Annotated in this window: 2 protein-coding genes; one reads left to right on the top strand and one right to left on the bottom strand. The window is 63.7% G+C overall.

Translation table 11 applies throughout. The features are described from left to right. Positions 1 to 165: 165 nt before the first annotated feature. On the top strand, positions 166 to 447 hold the full coding sequence (locus tag PMN64_RS42670) for a hypothetical protein (RefSeq protein ID WP_028341211.1): 282 nt from the start codon (positions 166 to 168) through the stop codon (positions 445 to 447). A 140-nt stretch (positions 448 to 587) separates the two neighbouring features. On the opposite strand, the gene PMN64_RS42665 is transcribed toward PMN64_RS42670, so the two are convergent. After that, a partial coding sequence (locus PMN64_RS42665) for an adenylate/guanylate cyclase domain-containing protein (protein WP_411785090.1) occupies positions 588 to 2,484 on the bottom strand: 1,897 nt, incomplete at its 5' end.

Raw genomic sequence — 2,484 nt, 5'->3', positions numbered from 1 at the left:
GGCTCTAGATTCTTGTTTTGACGCGTTTTCTTCACGCGAACCGGTATCCACTTCGCTCGAAAACGCTCTAGCGACACTTGTCCGGTGAGGAACCCGCGTAATTTATGTTTCAGTAAGCAAGTTGTAGCTAGGATCGATCAGTGAGTTGCGTATGGGAGACTTCCAGTGATCGACTTTGACGAACTTCGTAGTATCGCCGCGGATGTTCGTATCTTTATCGACGCGTCGGAAGACAAGGGTGGCGCCCTGAAGGCCATCGTCGAGGCCTACGACGTCGTTCTGGGGATTTTTCCGGCCGGCCCGGGAATGGAACTTCACGTGGTCAAGGGCACTGAGGTCCTCAATCACATCGCGCAGACCCAGGCCTCGTCGGGCTTTACCCACACCGCCATCGCATTCCAAACCCGTGAGCAGGCTGTTGCGCTTCAGCAACTGATGGCGGCCTAGCCACCGGCGTTGCGCGCCCCGCATTGCGGGGGCGGCTGAAGCGATCGCATCGGCGATCGCGCGATCCCGATCGATCACCGGAGCAACCCTTGGCCGTCGAGAGCTCGAGGGTCGGATTAAAATACGCCTCGGCCCGCTTCTCACTGCACCGACAGATCAAGTAGCGGCTGCTGAACGGCATTGCGCAGCCGTTCGGCATGGTATTGCGCGACACAATCCCAGGGGTACTCGAGCAGGAAATCGGCGATGCGCAACGCCGCCGCGGCGGGCTCCGCGTACCGGATCGAACTGTAGACGGCTTCCCAGCGCGCGCAGAACGTCAGCTCCGAATCGCCGCGTTCGCCGCACAGCTCGTACACCGTGATCGCGTCGGCAAAGCCCTTCGGCCGGATCTGGTCGACGCTGCGGAACGCAAATCTGTGTTCGGCGCGCGCCCTGACGGCCGCGCTCACCAGGACCTGCGTGCCGTAATTCTTGTTGAGGCCTTCGAGACGCGAGGCCAGATTGATGGTGGCGCCGAGCGCGGTGTAGCTCATGCGGGCGGCGGAGCCGACATTGCCGACCACGGCATCGCCGAGATGCAGGCCGAATCGCGTGGTATAGGCCGGCCAGCCTTCGCTCCGGAACGCGCGGTTGAGCTCTGCGTTGCGGTGAATGCAGTCCAATACGGCCTCGCAGGCATGAACGACGTGATCGGGATCCTCGTCCGGCGCGTTCCACAGCGCCATCACCGCGTCGCCGATGAACTTGTCGATGGTGCCATGGTGTTTCATGATCGCCTCCGACATCGCGGCGAAATAACGCGAGGTGAAGATCATGACCTGCGACGGGTCCGCCTTCTCCGTCTTCGCGGTGAAGTCGGCGACGTCGGTGAAGAGAACCGTGACCTCGCGCCTGATGCCGCCGAGCTGCAGCGAGGCTCCGGACTGCATCAGCTGACGGACGATCGGCTGCGGAATGAAGCTTGAGAAGTTGCGCACGACGGTCCGCATCGTAAACACCGAGCGGCCGAGCTCGTCGATCTCGTCGATGGCCGATTGCATGCGCGGCCGGTCCGCGAGCTGGAAGTGCTGGATCTCGTCGGTCTGCCGCGCCAGTTCGCGCAGCGACCGGGCGAGCAGCGAGCCGAGCCAGAACGCGAACGGCAGCATCGCGATCACAAAGCCGAGCGCGATGGCAAACAGCGCGCGCCGCTCCGAGATGATCTTGGCAAAAAACTCGTCGAGCGGGGCGACCACCGCGAGGTGGATGTTGGCCGCACCGGCCGTCTCGATGCGGTGAAAGGCCGCCACAAGGGTCCGTCCGTCGGCATCGTTGAAGAACTGCTGGGCGAGCCCGTCGCTGCGCCAGGACTGGATCGCCGCGGACAGGCCGGGAAGCTTGATGGCATCGATCCGGGGCAACGCGTCGCTGCGTTCCGTCATCAGCTCGCGCATCTCGGGATGGCCGACGATACGGTCGGCGTCGTTAAACAGGAAGGCCAGCCCGGAATTTCCGAGCTTTTGCCGGCTCAGCATCTCCTCGAGGCGATTGAGCAGCAGGTCGGCGGCCACCACCCCGCGGCGGCCCTCCCTAAGCGGCGTGCGCAGCGTGTAACCGGGCTCCCCGGTCGCGTAGAACACATAGGGCCCGGTGAGCAGCGTCTTGCGATCCTTCAGGGCGTCGACATACCAGGGACGCTGCCGCGGGTCGTAGCTGTGCGGCCCCGCCACCTTCGCGACCTGGGTCAGGTTTTCCGACAGGAACAGCGTCACCGGCGCCGCGGCGGCCGCCCCCGAGCGGGCAATGACGACGACGCGGTAGACGGCGTCGGGGGCGGCATTCAGCACCGTTCGGAATTGCGGCTTGGCGCGATCGATGACGTCCATCTCCAGGAAGGAGCCGTCTTCGTACCCGACATAGAGATTGAAGATCTGCGGATTGTTGCGCAGCATCGAGGCCAGCAGGGCGTAGAGCCTGACATTATCGGCGACGTCGGCCTCCTGGATGGCCGGCAGGCCTGCCAGGATCTCGAGGCTGTCGCGCACATTCTTGAAC

This window comes from Bradyrhizobium sp. UFLA01-814 (assembly GCF_046718885.1).
Taxonomy (GTDB): Bacteria; Pseudomonadota; Alphaproteobacteria; order Rhizobiales; family Xanthobacteraceae; genus Bradyrhizobium; species Bradyrhizobium elkanii.
The sequence above is the reverse complement of the archived record's forward strand: the minus strand, read 5'-3'. Positions and strand labels throughout refer to the sequence as shown.